The organism is Acinetobacter sp. WCHA29 (genome assembly GCF_002165335.1).
Taxonomy (GTDB): Bacteria; Pseudomonadota; Gammaproteobacteria; order Pseudomonadales; family Moraxellaceae; genus Acinetobacter.
Genome location: NZ_NHRQ01000002.1, coordinates 178,097 through 193,825 on the forward strand (window position 1 = coordinate 178,097; position 15,729 = coordinate 193,825).

13 protein-coding genes are annotated in these 15,729 nt (G+C 40.3%); 9 read left to right on the forward strand and 4 right to left on the reverse strand.

The window, feature by feature from the left end:
- Window positions 1-14: 14 nt before the first annotated feature.
- Together CDG59_RS02300 and CDG59_RS02305 are read right to left on the reverse strand one after the other, a co-directional pair.
- Window positions 15-626, reverse strand: coding sequence for a DedA family protein (locus CDG59_RS02300; protein ID WP_087543320.1), 612 nt, complete (start codon window positions 624-626; stop codon window positions 15-17).
- Between the two features lie 145 nt (window positions 627-771).
- Window positions 772-1,704 carry a rhodanese-related sulfurtransferase gene (locus tag CDG59_RS02305; protein ID WP_087543322.1) on the reverse strand — a complete coding sequence of 311 codons (933 nt, stop codon included), beginning with the start codon at window positions 1,702-1,704 and terminating at the stop codon, window positions 772-774.
- A gap of 109 nt (window positions 1,705-1,813) precedes the next feature.
- On the opposite strand from CDG59_RS02305, the gene CDG59_RS02310 reads away from it, so the two are divergent.
- The gene (locus tag CDG59_RS02310; protein WP_087543446.1) at window positions 1,814-2,305 is read left to right on the forward strand and encodes a DUF1289 domain-containing protein; all 492 of its coding nucleotides are present in this window, start codon (window positions 1,814-1,816) and stop codon (window positions 2,303-2,305) included.
- Here CDG59_RS02310 and CDG59_RS02315 read toward each other — a convergent pair.
- Window positions 2,302-2,958: a DUF2306 domain-containing protein gene (locus CDG59_RS02315; RefSeq protein ID WP_087543323.1), complete on the reverse strand. Its 657-nt coding sequence runs from the start codon at window positions 2,956-2,958 to the stop codon at window positions 2,302-2,304. The genes CDG59_RS02310 and CDG59_RS02315 overlap by 4 nt on opposite strands.
- A gap of 69 nt (window positions 2,959-3,027) precedes the next feature.
- On the opposite strand from CDG59_RS02315, the gene CDG59_RS02320 reads away from it, so the two are divergent.
- Window positions 3,028-3,693 (forward strand): YARHG domain-containing protein, encoded by a 666-nt coding sequence (locus tag CDG59_RS02320; RefSeq protein ID WP_087543325.1) that lies wholly within the window; start codon window positions 3,028-3,030, stop codon window positions 3,691-3,693.
- 72 nt (window positions 3,694-3,765) lie between these two features.
- Here CDG59_RS02320 and gltA read toward each other — a convergent pair whose 3' ends face one another.
- Window positions 3,766-5,040: a citrate synthase gene (gene gltA / locus CDG59_RS02325; RefSeq protein ID WP_005161757.1), complete on the reverse strand. Its 1,275-nt coding sequence runs from the start codon at window positions 5,038-5,040 to the stop codon at window positions 3,766-3,768.
- A 900-nt stretch (window positions 5,041-5,940) separates the two neighbouring features.
- On the opposite strand from gltA, the gene sdhC reads away from it, so the two are divergent.
- The 7 genes from sdhC (at window position 5,941) to lpdA (ending at window position 15,610) form a co-directional block, all read left to right on the forward strand.
- Window positions 5,941-6,342: a succinate dehydrogenase, cytochrome b556 subunit gene (sdhC, locus tag CDG59_RS02330; protein WP_087536948.1), complete on the forward strand. Its 402-nt coding sequence runs from the start codon at window positions 5,941-5,943 to the stop codon at window positions 6,340-6,342.
- Window positions 6,342-6,707 carry a succinate dehydrogenase, hydrophobic membrane anchor protein gene (gene sdhD, locus CDG59_RS02335; protein ID WP_087543327.1) on the forward strand — a complete coding sequence of 122 codons (366 nt, stop codon included), beginning with the start codon at window positions 6,342-6,344 and terminating at the stop codon, window positions 6,705-6,707. Before sdhC ends, sdhD begins: the two co-directional genes overlap by 1 nt.
- Before the next feature lie 12 nt (window positions 6,708-6,719).
- On the forward strand, window positions 6,720-8,615 hold the full coding sequence (gene sdhA, locus CDG59_RS02340) for a succinate dehydrogenase flavoprotein subunit (RefSeq protein WP_004664448.1): 1,896 nt from the start codon (window positions 6,720-6,722) through the stop codon (window positions 8,613-8,615).
- A gap of 14 nt (window positions 8,616-8,629) precedes the next feature.
- On the forward strand, window positions 8,630-9,340 hold the full coding sequence (locus CDG59_RS02345) for a succinate dehydrogenase iron-sulfur subunit (protein ID WP_004664446.1): 711 nt from the start codon (window positions 8,630-8,632) through the stop codon (window positions 9,338-9,340).
- Window positions 9,341-10,080: 740 nt separating this feature from the next.
- Window positions 10,081-12,921 carry a 2-oxoglutarate dehydrogenase E1 component gene (locus CDG59_RS02355; protein WP_087543329.1) on the forward strand — a complete coding sequence of 947 codons (2,841 nt, stop codon included), beginning with the start codon at window positions 10,081-10,083 and terminating at the stop codon, window positions 12,919-12,921.
- Window positions 12,921-14,117, forward strand: a complete 1,197-nt coding sequence (odhB, locus tag CDG59_RS02360; RefSeq protein WP_087543331.1) for a 2-oxoglutarate dehydrogenase complex dihydrolipoyllysine-residue succinyltransferase — start codon at window positions 12,921-12,923, stop codon at window positions 14,115-14,117. Before CDG59_RS02355 ends, odhB begins: the two co-directional genes overlap by 1 nt.
- 59 nt (window positions 14,118-14,176) lie before the next feature.
- Entirely contained in the window at window positions 14,177-15,610 is a 1,434-nt protein-coding gene (gene lpdA, locus CDG59_RS02365) for a dihydrolipoyl dehydrogenase (protein ID WP_087536945.1), read from the forward strand.
- The last annotated feature ends 119 nt before the right edge of the window (window positions 15,611-15,729 follow it).

Below are 15,729 nucleotides of genomic sequence, written 5' to 3' on the forward strand. Positions count from 1 at the left end.
GAAAATGTCATTTACTATTTTTTTGATAAATAGAATTTTTTGATTAAGAACCAAAGTACGTATGCTATTGCAATAGCTAAAATAATAGTGCCAATACGCTGTGTAATAGCACTCATCAATGCTGGATTTTCACTAAAATGATAACCAACATAGGCAAGAAGAGTGGTCCAAAGAATTGTACCTGCAGCACTGTAAGCGATGAACTTACTAAAAGGCATTTTGCTCATACCTGCTGGGATACTAATTAAAGAGCGAACTGCAGGTACCATACGACCAAAAAAAACGATCCTATGCCCATATTTTTCAAACCAAGCCAATGATTTTTCAAGATCAGCAACACTAATACGTAGGTATTTTCCGTAGCGTTCGACAAGAGTAAAAAGGTGGTGTTGCGGAATTTTTCTACCAATCCAATACAGTAATGCCGCAGCTAGGAGTGAGCCGATACTACCAGCAATAATCACTCCGATTAAAGTCAGTTCACCTTTTGCCGCAGTATAGCCTGCGGATGGCATAATGATTTCGGATGGAATTGGTGGGAAAATATTATCAAGAAACATTAAAAATGCGATACCCAAGTATCCTAGTTTCTCCATGATGGATAATACCCAGCCTTCCAGTCCCATAGCGCCTAAATGTGATTTGTGAGTTAAGGTTTAGAATAATGCTTGTCTAAATAACTCTCAATGATGTATTGGTTAATAATTTTGATGATTAAAATAAAAAAGCCTTAGTTTGAGCTAAGGCTTTTTATTAAATCTTTATACTTATTTATAGGCGTTTGCGTTTTGCCGCTGCAATTTGTGACTGACGCATACGGAAGCCAGCTTTTTGTTTATCCGTAGTTTTATCAATACAGTAAACACAAGACACACCGTGTTCATAGCTTGGTAATTCAGCTTCAACCTTAGTAAGTGGCCATCCACAAGCGTGACACTTAATATTTTCACCTTCTGCAACGCCGTGAGTCACCGCAGTACGACCATCAAATACGAAGCATTCACCTTCCCACATACTTTCTTCGGCAGGGGTTTCTTCTAGATATTTTAAAATACCGCCTTTGAGATGATAAACTTCATTAAAGCCTTCTTGAAGAAGGAGAGAAGTTGATTTCTCGCAACGAATACCGCCCGTACAGAACATCGCAATTTTTTTGTCTTTATGTTGTTCAAGGTTTTGTTTTACATATTCAGGAAATTCACGGAATGTTTCCGTTTTGGGATCGATTGCACCCTTGAATGTACCCGCTTTGTATTCATAGTCATTACGAGTGTCGATCAGGATCACGTCATCACGACTAATCAGATCATTCCATTCCTTTGGATCAAGATAATGGCCAACCAGGTCACGTGGCTTAACGTCGACACCTAAAGTGACAATTTCATTTTTAAGTTTAATTTTCATTTTACGGAATGGTTTTTCAGAGCTTTCAGACTCTTTATATTCCATTGCATTGAAACCTTCGTTTAAAAGGAATTGATGAACGGTATCAATCGCGGCACGGTCGCCAGCAACAGTTCCATTAATTCCTTCAGACGCTACAATCAGAGTTCCACATAAATTGATGCTCTTCACTAAGTTTAAAAGACGTTGTTGCAGGTCTGCTGCATCTGAAACTTCTTTAAATTGATATAGTGCCGCAACAACCCAATTATTGGTCGCTTGCTGTTCTACAGGTGCAAGCTGTTCTACAGTAGCGTTCATGGATAACTCCAAATGTATTAAGATAGAAAAATAAGGCGCACATTTTAGCGCGAAATCTGAAAATAAGCGAGAAAGCCATAAAACAAATATGGTTTTAAAGGAGTTGGTTTTGAGTAACGATCGTCGAATTCCATCATTGACCCCCTGTGCAGGACGTTGCTCAACGGTATTTGGTGATCTGGTTTGTCGTGGTTGTCGACGTTTTAATCATGAAGTGATTCAGTGGAACACCTATACGCCTGAACAGCGGTTGGTGGTCTGGAAGCGTTTGGATGCACAACTGGACCAGATTCTGGTGCCATTGCTGCCCAATGCCAGTCTCCAGCATGTCGAGGGCTTTATCCACGGCAAGCACATTCGTATTCTGGAAAGCGCAAGTGCTGGGCGTAAGCTGTATCATGCTTTGAAAATTTGCGAGAAGAATAAGCATTTGGCACATGATAGTGGGCTTGGTATTACAGATTCACAGGTTAAACCCATTTGGGATGAGTTTGAGCGTCGTGTGTTGGCTTTGGCTAAGGCGAGTTATGAATTGGCATGGTTACGTGCAGATGGTATCAGTGCAACCTTGTTACGTGCCTTGGAAGATGATGAGATCTAAAAAGCTTTTTTTCGAAAAGTTAGCCAATAAATAACCATTTCAGCAATTAATACATTGATCGTCCAGCCTAACCATGCTTCAAGCTGATAAATGTGGATTGGTGTAAGCCAATCCCAATAGGGTTGAATTTGGTAAAGTGTAAGTTTCCATGTTCTTAAGCTTAATGCAGATAATGCTAAAGCAAAACTTCGAATCATCCAGTTAAGATGTGCAATCCATTTTTTTTCAAAAGCATAATAAAGTGCAAATAGGGTACTTGTTCCCCATAATAATCCAAGAATGACAAAGCAGATTTGAGTACTTAGACCTCCATTTGCTGAGATTGCAAGAATGAAGCCGCTAGGCAAGGCGGCTCCAAGTGTTGCAATAATATAAAGCCAGCCCGCATAGCGATGTAAACGTGGTGTGTTGTTACGAATTGAATGTGAGAATTGGGTAAAACCCGCCAATAATACCAAGCTGCTAGTCATAACATGAGTTTGAAATGCAAAGCGCCAAGGCTGAGAGTGTACGACATCTTGCTTAAGAACTAAAAAATTGGTGCTATCCGACCAAGGGAAATAATTCAGGCAGATTTTAAGCATTAACCAAGATAGATAGCCGAAAACTAATATGATGATCAATTGAGAGAATCGGTTGAGTATTTTCCACATAAATATTGATCACTGATATGCTGTGCAAGCAAAATAATTTAAATAGTCTTTTTAGATGAGAACATTAAAATGAATAAGCCTAAACAATTATTAATTGCGATTGCTATTTTATCAAGCACTCCGCTGACTTTAGCACAGCCCGCTCAAATAGCACCTTCATGGACAGGGTTATATAACGATGAACAAAAAATTTCTTTGTTTATGCAGCAAAAAGGTAATGATGTTACTGGTTATAGTGTTTTGAATGGTAAGCAACTAAATTTTAAAGGGAAAATTAAGCAAACTGATTCAAATTATACATTAACCTTGAATGAGGTTGGGCAAGGTGTGGATGTTGGTCGATTCGTATTGAATTATAAGGGGAATACTTCACCGATTGAAGCGCAATGGTTGTCTGTAAGTCAAACGGTAAAACCTAAATTTTTTAGTTTAAATGCACAGCAATGTAAATATGCAAAAGGGCAAGGTGAATTTCCTGATGCTTCGGTGCGTTTGTTGAAAGATGCTGATTTACAAGTGCCTTTAGGGCAGTTGCAATATATGCGTAATGAAATTTATGCACGTCATGGTTATGCTTTTCAGAACAAAAATTGGGCAACTACATTTTCGCAATATGATTGGTATATGCCTTGCTACACCAATGTGGATACACGTCTAACTCAAATTGAAAAAGAAAATATCAAGCGGATTAAAATGGTCGAACCTTATGCAAAAGATATAGATTGGGGGCGTTAAGATATTTCTATTTTTTGTACATAAAAAAGCTGCCATTTGGCAGCTTTTTTAACATTAATTTTAAAAATAAAATTAACGTTTGATGTCGCGTTGAGTCGAGCCTGTGTAAAGCTGACGTGGACGACCGATCTTGTAAGGACCGCTGTGCATTTCTAACCAGTGGCTGATCCAACCAACAGTACGTGCAAGAGCGAAAATTACAGTAAACATTTCTGTTGGGATACCAATCGCTTTTAAGATGATACCTGAGTAGAAGTCTACGTTCGGGTAAAGCTTACGCTCTACGAAGTACGGGTCGTTCAATGCAATACGCTCAAGTTCCATAGCAAGCTGCAATTGTGGATCGTTGATGCCTAATGCTTCAAGAACTTCGTCACAAGTTTGCTTCATTACTTTAGCGCGAGGGTCAAAGTTTTTATAAACGCGGTGACCGAAGCCCATAAGCTTCACTTCTTTACGTTTTACTTTTTCCATGAATTCAGCAACGTTTTCAACGCTACCAATTTCATCTAACATTTTAAGTACAGCTTCGTTTGCACCACCGTGAGCAGGTCCCCAAAGTGCAGAGATACCAGCAGAGATACATGCATATGGGTTCGCACCAGTAGAACCAGCAAGACGAACTGTAGACGTAGATGCATTTTGCTCGTGGTCAGCATGAAGCGTAAAGATACGATCCATTGCACGTGCAAGAACAGGATTTACTTTGTAGTCACGATCAGCAGGAGTAGCAAACATCATGTGCAAAAAGTTTTCTGCATAACCTAAGTCATTACGTGGGTAAATGAATGGTTGACCTACAGTGTACTTGTAGCTCCACGCTGCAAGCGTAGGGATTTTCGCGATTAAGCGAATTGCAGTAATTTCACGATGGTTAACATCTTCGATGTCTAAACCGTTGTGATAAAACGCAGATAATGCACCTACTACACCAACCATGATTGCCATAGGGTGAGCATCACGACGGAAACCATTGAAGAAACGGCTTACTTGGTCATGAACCATAGTGTGGTTGCGAACTTTAGCATCAAATTCTGCTTTCTGTTCAGCATTTGGAAGCTCGCCATTTAATAATAAGTAGCAAGTTTCTAAATAGTCTGCTTGAGTCGCTAATTGATCAATCGGATAGCCACGGTGTAATAACACACCTTTGTCACCATCAATGAATGTGATCTTAGATTCGCAAGCAGCTGTCGCCATAAAACCAGGATCGAAAGTAAAATGACCAGATGCTAATACATCTTTAACGTCAATTACATCTGGGCCCAATGTGCCGCTGTAAATTGGTAATTCAATTTCTTTGCCATCAAGCTGTAATACGGCTTTTTTGCCAGTTGCTGCAGACATTCAATAGATCTCCTGTCCTGGTGAATGATTATCTGACTCGAAATCCTAATCTTGTCATGTGCGAATCAGACGGTGTCAAAATTTGCTATAAGATTAGTGGCTACTAAAATTTTGTCAATTATACTTAGGGATAAAAAATAACGTTATTGCAGTCAATTAGTCATTTAGTATCAAAGAAAAAATTGAGTAAAATCACAGCATCGGTCGAGTATAATATGTCAAATCAGGTTTGAGGTGCATAAAAAAAATGAAGCACCAGTACAATTGTAAGTAAATTTTTATCCGAGTTATATTTTGGTGCTTAAAAAATAAATACTTACCACAATTCAAAAGCCTATATATCTCAGGGTTTAGAATTAACTATCCATTAAAAAATAGATTAAAAGTTTTATATATTGAGTCATAATTGATTCATTATGGTGCGATTAACTGTATAAAAAATAGCTTATTTTTTGTGGCTAATTGGTGTGAGGAGACAGATTATTGATCCCTGATATTTAATATATAAATGAGGGGTATTATTTTCGCCTATATTTAAGATTGTACTTTTTGATTAATTTTTAGACATTAGGTGGAGTGTTATTGAAATATATTAGAAATAATTTTGACAAAAAATTTAGTAAACTAAAAAATAATAACTTATATTTTATTTTTATATAACAGTAATATATTGGGTTTTATTGCTGTTTCCAACGCAGCTTAAACACGCATTAAATGTGAATGATTCTTATTTCATTGTATTTTCGACTAAAGCGAAAACTGATTGTTTGTATTTTGATATTTCACGTTTTATAATTCGTTGTCGTTATATAGGTTAGGCGTGCATTATGCTTGCCTGACTATGCCAGCTTTCCTTTGAATTAATTCAAACAAACTCCAGATGGAGTTTCTACCTACAGGATGCCCGCTGTGAAAAGCAACAGACCTGTCAATTTGTCCATGGGTCAGGTGTTAGCGGTAAATTTACGCTCACCCGTGGCTATTGCATCAATTCTACACCGTTTATCAGGTGTAATCGTTTTCTTATTAGTCGCTGTTCTTTTGTGGATTTTGGATAAATCTTTATCTTCACCAGAAGGATTTGACTACGTTAAAAATGTCGTTTTCGGAAATATCATTGTACGTTTCATCGTATGGGTATTTGTAGCTGGGTTAATTTTCCACTTTATTGCAGGAATCAAGCACTTGCTTGCTGACATGGGTTTTGCGGAAGAATTACAAAGCGGTCGTATCGCAGCTACTATTTCATTGATCTTGTCTGCGCTTGGAATTATCGCAGCTTTCGTATGGATTATGTTCTGATGAAAAGTGCTACAGGTTTAACAGGTTCAGGTTCTCGCGATTGGTATATCCAGCGTGTGAGTGCGGTTGTATTGGCTGCCTATACTGTTGTTCTGTTTGGCTGGATTCTCTGCAACAGCGGATTTGGCTATGAACAGTGGGCTGGCTTTATGTTGACTCTGCCAATGAAGATTTTTTCTTTGCTGGCCGTATTATCGCTCTTTGCACATGCCTGGATTGGGATGTGGCAAGTCTTTACTGATTATGTAACGACTCGTCAAATGGGTTCTTCGGCTTCAGGTTTACGCCTTGTACTCACTACAGCTGTCATTATTTCAGTGTTCGTGTACGCAATCTGGGGTATCCAGATTTTCTGGGCAAATTGATAGGAAGAGATCATGGGCGCAATTAACCCTAAAGAAGATTATTCAAATATTCAAAACCTCACTTTCGATGCAGTTATTGTTGGTGGTGGTGGTTCTGGTATGCGTGCTTCTTACCAACTTGCTCAAGCTGGTTTAAAAGTTGCAGTATTGACCAAAGTATTCCCGACACGTTCGCATACTGTTGCTGCTCAAGGCGGTATTGGTGCATCGTTAGGTAACATGCAAGAAGATAACTGGCATTATCACTTCTATGACACGGTTAAAGGTTCGGATTGGTTAGGCGATCAGGATGCAATCGAGTTCATGACACGTGAAGCGCCAAAAGTTGTTTATGAGCTTGAACACTTAGGTATGCCGTTTGACCGTAACGAAGATGGTACGATCTATCAGCGTCCATTTGGTGGTCACTCTGCAAACTACGGTGAAAAAGCTGTACCACGTGCGTGTGCTGCTGCTGACCGTACAGGTCATGCATTACTTCATACTTTGTATCAAAGTAACGTAAAAATGGGTACTCAGTTTTACGTTGAATGGATTGCATTAGACCTAATCCGTAACGAAGCAGGTGATGTTCTTGGTGTAACCGCAATTGACCAAGAAACAGGTAATATTGCAGTATTCCAAGCGAAAGCGACTTTATTTGCTACTGGTGGTGCTGGTCGTGTTTATCGTGCATCAACCAATGCTTATATCAACACTGGTGATGGTCTTGGTATGGCTGCTCGCGCAGGTATTCCATTACAAGATATGGAATTCTGGCAATTCCACCCAACGGGTGTTGCGGGTGCGGGCGTATTGTTAACTGAAGGTTGTCGTGGTGAAGGTGGTATCCTTCGTAACAAAGACGGCGAACCATTCATGGAACGTTATGCTCCAACTTTAAAAGACTTGGCGCCACGTGACTTCGTATCACGTTCAATGGACCAAGAAATTAAAGAAGGTCGTGGTTGTGGTCCTAAGGCGGATTATATCTTGTTAGATATGACGCATTTGGGTGCTGAAACGATTATGAAACGTCTACCATCTGTATTTGAGATTGGTAAGAAGTTCGCAAACGTTGACTGTACCAAAGAGCCAATTCCAGTTGTACCAACAATCCATTATCAAATGGGTGGTATTCCTACGAATATTCATGGTCAAGTGGTTGTACCACACGGTGTTGAAGAGGGTGAATTCTCTGCGCACTATGATAAAGATACGAAAGAGTATTCTTATAAAGGTACACGTGACTATGTGAAACCAGTAAAAGGTTTCTATGCGATCGGTGAATGTTCTTGCGTATCAGTACATGGTGCAAACCGTTTAGGTACAAACTCATTGCTTGACCTTGTAGTATTTGGTAAAGCAGCGGGTGAACACATCATTGACTACGTGACTAAACATCATGGTGATGACTATCAACCGCTTCCGACTGATGTGTTGGAAAACACATTAAAGCGTATTCGTAAGTTAGATGATTCAACCACAGGTGAAAACGCGCAAGAAGTTGCTGATGCAATCCGTGACATCGTACAAGATCACGCAGGTGTATTCCGTACTCAAGCATTGCTTGATAAAGGCGTAAAAGAAATTCTTGCGATTGAGCCACGTGTTCGTAACATTCATTTGAAAGACAAATCTAAAGTATTTAACACTGCACGTGTTGAAGCATTAGAAGTTGAAAACTTGTATGAAGTTGCGAAAGCGACTTTGATTTCTGCTGCTGCACGTAAAGAATGTCGTGGTGCGCATACAGTTGTTGACTATGAGTTAGCACCTGATCACCCAACTTATTCATACGGTCGCCGTGATGATGAGTGGATGAAGCATACTTTATGGTATTCATCAGACAACCGTCTTGAATATAAGCCGGTACGTTTCAGCCCATTAACGGTTGAAGCAATTGAACCTAAGCCACGTACATTCTAATCGGGAGAACAAAGATGAGTAGAGGTACTCGTACATTCGAAATCTACCGCTATGATCCTGATAAGGATAAAGCGCCGTACATGCAAACTTTCAAACTTGAGTTAACCGATAAGCACCGTATGTTGCTTGATGCGTTACTTGCGTTGAAAGTACAAGATGAGTCATTAACATTCCGTCGCTCTTGCCGTGAAGGTATTTGTGGTTCGGATGGTGTGAACATCAATGGTAAAAATGGTTTAGCGTGCTTGTGGAACTTGAACGATTTACCAGAGAAGATTGTGATCCGTCCTTTACCTGGTTTACCAGTGGTAAAAGATTTGGTTGTAGACATGAACCAGTTCTATGATCAATATGACAAGATTCAACCTTTCTTGATTAACAATCAGCCTGCACCAGCAAAAGAGCGTTTACAGTCTCAAGCAGAACGTGAACACTTAGATGGTCTATATGAATGTATTCTTTGTGCATGTTGTTCAACATCATGCCCATCATTCTGGTGGAACCCTGATAAGTTCCTCGGACCATCTGCATTGTTAAATGCATATCGCTTTATCATTGACTCTCGTGATACGGCAACACAAGAGCGTTTGGCTCGTTTAGACGACCCATTCTCTTTGTTCCGTTGTAAAGGGATCATGAACTGTGTATCAGTTTGTCCTAAAGGTTTAAACCCGACGAAGGCAATTGGTCACATTCGTAATATGTTGTTAGACCAAGCTGGTTAATACAGTTTTCTGACATGTGAAAAGGGAACTTTTTAAAAGTTCCCTTTTTTATTTTGTTTAAATCCTTTTTTGTGTTGGGAGGTGCAAGGCTTATTATCGAGTCCTTAAAAAATATTATTGAGTGTTGAAATTTATAAATTTTGAGCTTAAGAAAAATGACTTGGATGAATAGGAAAAATGAATGATCTATTTTTAGGCGCTCTGCATAATGTTTGTGCAAGAATTGTAGAAAATCTTTAACTTTGGTCGATAAGGGTGCAACAATTATAAAAAGGGCGGTATATTAGAATATAATGAAGAATGTGTATTTCGCTGCTTTATAGATGGTATGTGTCAAAAAAATCAATTCGTACATGAGAACATGTTACGATTTCTGCCACGGCCTGAAGCAAAAAATAAGCATATTCCTGATGTTATATCGCTCTAACGCTTACCAATTGTATGGATATACTTCGGGTTAAAGTCAATTTAGAAAAGTTAATATTTTTGTTAATTTTTCTAAAATGGTTTGCAAAAAATTGCTCGATTTCATCGAGTATAAGGATGAGTTATGTGCTTTGAATTGAAAGTGCATAGCTCATTTATTACATCAAAAGGAATACTCCTGATGTGTAGTGATAATGTCTCAAGGTTGGATGATCTTGAGTAGTAGTGTCATTTTACCAATTTGATACTATGAATCATGGGTGTGCTTAAAAGGCAACCTGTATTATTTTTTGCAATAGGAAATGGGTCCAAAAATGCAAGAAGTTGCTGACGCACTGCGTCTTGACACTGAACTTTCCGCTGATAGTGCAGCGTATATTGAAGAGCTTTACGAACAGTACCTAACTTCTCCAACCTCAGTGTCAGAGGATTGGCGTGAATATTTCGATAAATACCCTAAAGGTGATCAACCACACGGCAGTGTGCGCGAGCAATTCCTCCTTTTGGGTCGTAATTCAAACCGAGTTCAACCTGTTGTACAAAGCACTGTAAGTACAGAACATGAGCGTCGTCAAATTGGTGTATTACAACTGATTGCTGCTTATCGTAACCGTGGTCATCAAAAAGCCAAACTTGATCCATTAGGCCTTGCGAAACGCGAAGAAGTTCCAGATCTTGATTTATCTGCACACGGTTTAACCAAATCTGATTTAGATACTGTATTTAATACAGGTAACCTCGCGATTGGTAAAGCAGAAGCGACATTGTCTGAAATGGTTGAGTCCATGGAAGCAATTTACTGCTCTTCAATCGGTGCAGAATATATGCATATCGTTGATACCAAAGAAAAGCGTTGGATTCAACAACGTTTGGAAGGTGCTCGCGGTAAATTCAATTACACCAATGATCAGAAAAAAGGTTTTCTTGAGCGTTTAACCGCTGCGGAAGGCTTAGAGAAATATCTTGGTAATAAATTCGTTGGTGCGAAACGTTTTGGTGTAGAAGGCGGTGAGTCTTTTATTCCAATGATGAATGAAATCATTCAACGTGCAGGCAGCGTCGGTTGTAAAGAAGTTGTGATTGGGATGCCACACCGTGGTCGTCTCAACCTTCTTGTGAACATCATGGGTAAAAACCCAGCGGATCTTTTTGGTGAATTTGAAGGCAAGAGCCTACATAAAAAAGGTTCTGGTGACGTTAAGTATCACCAAGGTTTCTCTTCAAACGTAATGACTCCGGGTGGCGAAGTTCACTTAGCATTGGCGTTTAACCCATCGCACTTAGAGATCGTTGGCCCAGTTGTCGAAGGTTCGGTTCGTGCACGTCAAGTTCGTCGTAAAGATATTGGCGGCGATGACGTTCTTCCAGTGATTGTGCATGGTGATGCTGCATTTGCGGGTCAAGGTGTAAACCAAGAAACCTTCCAAATGTCACAAACACGTGGTTACACAGTGGGCGGTACCGTTCACATCGTGATCAATAACCAAGTGGGCTTCACAACTTCTGATCCGCGCGATACACGTTCTACAGAGTATTGTACTGACGTTGCGAAGATGATTCAGGCGCCGATTTTCCATGTGAATGGCGATGATCCTGAAGCTGTGATTTTCGTAACTCAGCTTGCACATGATTTCCGTCATACTTTCCGTAAAGATGTCATCTTAGACTTGTTCTGCTACCGTCGTCGTGGTCATAACGAAGCGGATGAACCATCTGCAACTCAACCATTGATGTATCAAGTGATCAACAAGAAAGCAACAACACGTACGTTGTATGCTGATCAATTGGTTCAAGAAAAAGTGCTTGATCGTGCAAGTGCTGATGCCATGGTTGAAGGTTATCGCTCTGACTTAGAAGCAGGTAATCATGTTGCCAATGCTTTAGTTCGTGAACCAAACAAAAAAATGTTTGTAGATTGGTCGCCATATTTAGGTCATGAATACACAGATATTTGGGATACAACTTTTAGCATCGATCGTCTAAAAGAACTTGGTTTGAAAATGAATACATTACCAGAAGGTTTTGTATTACAGCGTCAAGTTCAGAAAGTGATCGAAGATCGCGTGAAGATGCAAACAGGTGAAATGCCACTCAATTGGGGTGCTGCAGAAACTCTAGCTTATGCATCTTTGCTTGACGATGGTTTCCTTGTGCGTATCACGGGTGAAGATGTGGGGCGTGGTACATTCTCGCACCGTCATGCCAAATTACATAACCAAGTCGATGGTTCGGTTTATATTCCACTTTGCCATATTAAAGAAAATCAGCCTCGTACTGCGGTCTATGACTCTTTGTTGTCAGAAGAAGCAGTGCTTGCATTTGAATACGGCTATTCAACGACATTGCCAAAAAGCTTAATCGTTTGGGAAGCTCAATTTGGTGACTTCGCAAACTGTGCACAAGTTGTTATTGACCAATTTATCGCTTCGGGTGAAACCAAGTGGGAGCGTGTGTGTGGTCTAACCATGTTGTTACCACACGGTTATGAAGGTCAAGGTCCAGAACATTCATCTGCACGTTTAGAGCGTTTCTTACAGCTTTGCGCTGAAGACAATATGCAAGTGATGACACCGACAACACCAGCGCAGATTTTCCATGCATTGCGTCGTCAAGCGGTTCGTCCGATTCGTAAGCCAATGATTGTAATGTCACCAAAATCATTACTCCGTCATAAACTTGCGACTTCAACTTTAGATGAATTAGCAAACGGTTCATTCCAAACTGTGATTGATGAAGTTGATCAAATCAATAAAGCTGATGTGACTCGTTTAGTTCTTTGTGGTGGTAAGGTTTATTACGATTTACTCGAAAAACGTCGTGAGCTTGGTCTAAACCATATTGCGATCGTTCGTATCGAACAATTGTATCCATACCCAGAACAACGCTTAGCTGAGGTTATGGCTCAGTATTCAAACATTCAAGAACTTGTTTGGGCACAAGAAGAGCCGAAGAACCAAGGTGCTTGGTTATTTATCGTTCCTCGTTTATATGAAGACGTTCTTAAATCAGGTAAACAAATTCGTATTAGCTATGCTGGTCGTGACGCATCTGCCGCACCTGCTTGTGGCTCGCCATACTTGCATGCAAAACAACAAGCTCAGCTTATCAATGACGCACTTGCGATTGAAGTTGAACAATCAGGAGATTCTAAATAATGGCAACCGAAATTAAAGCACCGGTATTTCCAGAGTCAGTTGCTGACGGTACGATCGCAACTTGGCACAAGAAAGTAGGTGAACCTGTATCACGTGATGAAGTGATCTGTGACATTGAAACCGATAAAGTTGTTTTAGAAGTGGTTGCTCCAGCTGATGGTAGCTTAGTTGCAATCATCAAAGGTGAAGGCGATACAGTTCTTTCTGACGAAGTGATTGCTCAATTCGAAACTGGTGCTGTTGCTGCGGCTGCTCCTGAAGCTGCTGCACCAGCAGAAGCGGCGCCTGCTGCATCTGCCCCTGCGGTGGCTGCATCAACTCAAGCAGTTGATCAAAACCAAGCGCCTGCAGTTCGTAAAGCATTATCTGAAACTGGTATCAATGCTGCTGACGTTCAAGGCACAGGCCGTGGTGGTCGCATCACTAAAGAAGATGTTGCTAGCCATCAAGCTAAACCTGCTGCATCAGTTCAACCATTAAGCGTTGCTGTCGGCGAGCGTATCGAGAAACGTGTTCCAATGACACGTTTACGTAAGCGTGTTGCTGAGCGTTTATTGGCTGCGACACAACAAACTGCAATGTTAACAACGTTCAACGAAGTTAACATGAAACCAATCATGGAAATGCGTAAGCAATATAAAGATGCTTTCGAAAAACGTCATGGTGCACGTTTAGGCTTTATGTCTTTCTTCGTTAAAGCGGCAACTGAAGCGTTAAAACGCTACCCAGCTGTAAACGCTTCTATCGATGGCGACGATATCGTATATCACGGTTTCTATGACATCGGTGTAGCTGTTTCTTCTGACCGTGGTTTAGTTGTGCCAATCCTTCGTGATACTGATCGTATGAACTACGCTGAAGTTGAAGGTGGAATTGCTGCATATGCTGCTAAAGCACGTGAAGGCAAATTATCGATCGAAGAAATGACGGGTGGTACGTTCACGATCACGAACGGCGGTACTTTCGGTTCATTGCTTTCAACACCTATTTTAAACCAGCCACAAACTGCAATCTTGGGGATGCATAAAATCCAAGAACGTCCTATGGCGGTAAATGGTCAAGTTGAAATCTTGCCAATGATGTACTTAGCACTTTCTTATGACCACCGTTTAATCGATGGTAAAGAAGCTGTAGGTTTCCTTGTAACAATCAAAGAATTGTTAGAAGAGCCAGCTAAACTCATTCTTGATCTTTAATACTACATATATTGCCTCCCATATAAAGTGATCCTTTATATGGGATTTTGGAGATAAAAATGTCTCAACAGTTTGATCTTGTTGTCATTGGCGGTGGTCCTGGTGGTTATGAAGCAGCGATTCGTGCAGCTCAACTTGGTTTCAAAGTCGCTTGTATCGAAAAACGTATTCACAACGGTAAGCCATCTTTGGGTGGTACATGTTTAAACGTGGGTTGTATCCCTTCTAAAGCATTGCTTGACTCTTCTCACCGTTATGAAGCAACAATTCATGAGCTTGCTGAACACGGTATCACGACTGGCGAAGTTAAATTTGATTTAGATACTTTGTTGGCACGTAAAGACAAAGTTGTAGATCAATTGACGGGTGGTGTTGCTCAATTACTGAAAGGTAATGGTATCGAGTGGTTACAAGGTACGGGTAAATTACTTGCAGGTAAAAAAGTAGAATTCACACCGTTTGAAGGTGAAGTACAGGTTTTAGAACCTAAATATGTCATTCTTGCGACTGGTTCTGTACCTGTAAATATTCCAGTCGCTCCAGTTGATGAAGACTTAATCGTTGATTCTACTGGTGCATTAAAATTCCCAGAAGTTCCTAAACGTCTTGGTGTGATTGGTGCAGGTGTTATTGGTTTAGAACTTGGTTCTGTATGGCGTCGCCTTGGTTCGGAAGTTGTTGTGTTTGAAGCATTAGATGCTTTCTTACCAATGGCAGACAAAGCATTGGCGAAGGAATATCAAAAAATCTTGAAAAAACAAGGTTTAGATATCCGTATCGGTGCAAAAGTTTCTGGTGCTGAAACCAATGGCCGCGAAGTAACGGTTAAATATAACCAAGCTGGCGAAGACAAAGAACAAGTTTTTGACAAGTTAATCGTATGTGTAGGTCGTAAGGCATATGCAGAAGGTTTATTGGCAGAAGATTCTGGCATTAAATTGACTGAACGTGGTTTGGTTGATGTGAATGATCAGTGCCAAACATCTGTTGAAGGTGTTTACGCGATTGGTGACTTGGTACGTGGTCCAATGCTTGCTCATAAAGCAATGGAAGAGGGCGTAATGGCAGTTGAGCGTATTCACGGTCATGCTGCTCAAGTGAACTATGACACAATCATCAGCGTTATTTATACACATCCAGAAGCTGCTTGGGTTGGTTTAACTGAAGAACAAGCTGCTGAAAAAGGTCACGAAGTTAAAGCAGGTCAATTCCCGTTTGCGGTGAATGGTCGTGCGTTGGCTGCTGGTGATACTGCTGGTTTTGTGAAGTTCGTTGCTGATGCAAAAACTGACCGTTTATTAGGTATGCACGTTGTGGGTCCAAATGCATCTGATATCGTACATCAAGGTATGATCGCACTTGAATTTGTATCTTCAATTGAAGACCTACAATTAATGACTTTTGGTCATCCAACTTTCTCAGAAGTTGTACATGAAGCCGCGCTTGCTGTTGATGGTCGTGCCATCCATGCGATTCAACGTAAACGTAAATAACAAAATAAGTGTGGTTCGCCACACTTTTTAATTAATGATGGTTGAAATAAAAACAATCATTTACTCAACTTGTAACAGTCTATAATTTATAATATATCTAGACTGTATGACAATAAACT

Bases quoted from the DNA above. Each gene is read 5' to 3' on its own strand.
- CDG59_RS02300 (WP_087543320.1), bottom strand. From the start codon at position 626: ATGGGACTGGAAGGCTGGGTATTATCCATCATGGAGAAACTAGGATAC.
- CDG59_RS02305 (WP_087543322.1), bottom strand. From the start codon at position 1,704: ATGAACGCTACTGTAGAACAGCTTGCACCTGTAGAACAGCAAGCGACC.
- CDG59_RS02315 (WP_087543323.1), bottom strand. From the start codon at position 2,958: ATGTGGAAAATACTCAACCGATTCTCTCAATTGATCATCATATTAGTT.
- CDG59_RS02320 (WP_087543325.1), top strand. From the start codon at position 3,028: ATGAATAAGCCTAAACAATTATTAATTGCGATTGCTATTTTATCAAGC.
- gltA (WP_005161757.1), bottom strand. From the start codon at position 5,040: ATGTCTGCAGCAACTGGCAAAAAAGCCGTATTACAGCTTGATGGCAAA.
- sdhC (WP_087536948.1), top strand. From the start codon at position 5,941: ATGCCCGCTGTGAAAAGCAACAGACCTGTCAATTTGTCCATGGGTCAG.
- sdhD (WP_087543327.1), top strand. From the start codon at position 6,342: ATGAAAAGTGCTACAGGTTTAACAGGTTCAGGTTCTCGCGATTGGTAT.
- sdhA (WP_004664448.1), top strand. From the start codon at position 6,720: ATGGGCGCAATTAACCCTAAAGAAGATTATTCAAATATTCAAAACCTC.
- CDG59_RS02345 (WP_004664446.1), top strand. From the start codon at position 8,630: ATGAGTAGAGGTACTCGTACATTCGAAATCTACCGCTATGATCCTGAT.
- CDG59_RS02355 (WP_087543329.1), top strand. From the start codon at position 10,081: ATGCAAGAAGTTGCTGACGCACTGCGTCTTGACACTGAACTTTCCGCT.
- odhB (WP_087543331.1), top strand. From the start codon at position 12,921: ATGGCAACCGAAATTAAAGCACCGGTATTTCCAGAGTCAGTTGCTGAC.
- lpdA (WP_087536945.1), top strand. From the start codon at position 14,177: ATGTCTCAACAGTTTGATCTTGTTGTCATTGGCGGTGGTCCTGGTGGT.